1 rRNA gene is annotated in these 1,080 nt (G+C 53.1%); it reads left to right on the top strand.

The annotated features are described in order from the left end of the window. Positions 1-1,080 (top strand): 23S ribosomal RNA (locus ACFOKJ_RS12630); the annotation flags it as partial.

Genomic DNA, 1,080 nt, shown 5'->3' with positions numbered 1-1,080 from the left:
CGCAGAGAATAGGTGGCTGCGACTGTTTAACAAAAACACAGCTCTGTGCCAACACGAAAGTGGACGTATACGGAGTGACGCCTGCCCGGTGCTGGAAGATTAAATGATGGGGTGCAAGCTCTTGATTGAAGTCCCAGTAAACGGCGGCCGTAACTATAACGGTCCTAAGGTAGCGAAATTCCTTGTCGGGTAAGTTCCGACCCGCACGAATGGCGTAACGATGGCCACACTGTCTCCTCCTGAGACTCAGCGAAGTTGAAATGTTTGTGAAGATGCAATCTACCCGCTGCTAGACGGAAAGACCCCGTGAACCTTTACTGTAGCTTTGCATTGGACTTTGAACAGGCTTGTGTAGGATAGGTGGGAGGCTATGAAGTGTGAACGCTAGTTTGCATGGAGCCGTCCTTGAAATACCACCCTGGTGTGTTTGAGGTTCTAACCTTGGTCCGTGATCCGGATCGGGGACAGTGCATGGTAGGCAGTTTGACTGGGGCGGTCTCCTCCCAAAGTGTAACGGAGGAGTTCGAAGGTTACCTAGGTACGGTCGGAAATCGTGCTGATAGTGCAATGGCAAAAGGTAGCTTAACTGCGAGACCGACAAGTCGAGCAGGTGCGAAAGCAGGACATAGTGATCCGGTGGTTCTGAATGGAAGGGCCATCGCTCAACGGATAAAAGGTACTCCGGGGATAACAGGCTGATTCCGCCCAAGAGTTCACATCGACGGCGGAGTTTGGCACCTCGATGTCGGCTCATCACATCCTGGGGCTGTAGCCGGTCCCAAGGGTATGGCTGTTCGCCATTTAAAGTGGTACGTGAGCTGGGTTCAAAACGTCGTGAGACAGTTTGGTCCCTATCTGCAGTGGGCGTTGGAAGTTTGACGGGGGCTGCTCCTAGTACGAGAGGACCGGAGTGGACGAACCTCTGGTGTACCGGTTGTGACGCCAGTCGCATCGCCGGGTAGCTAAGTTCGGAAGAGATAACCGCTGAAAGCATCTAAGCGGGAAACTTGCCTGAAGATGAGACTTCCCTGGACCCTTGAGGTCCCTGAAGAGTCGTTCGAGACCAGGACGTTGATAGGT

This window comes from Vogesella amnigena (assembly GCF_042648905.1).
In the GTDB taxonomy this organism is placed as follows: Bacteria; Pseudomonadota; Gammaproteobacteria; order Burkholderiales; family Chromobacteriaceae; genus Vogesella; species Vogesella amnigena.
Note: the sequence above shows the minus strand (reverse complement) of the source record. Positions and strands in the feature narration are given on the sequence as shown.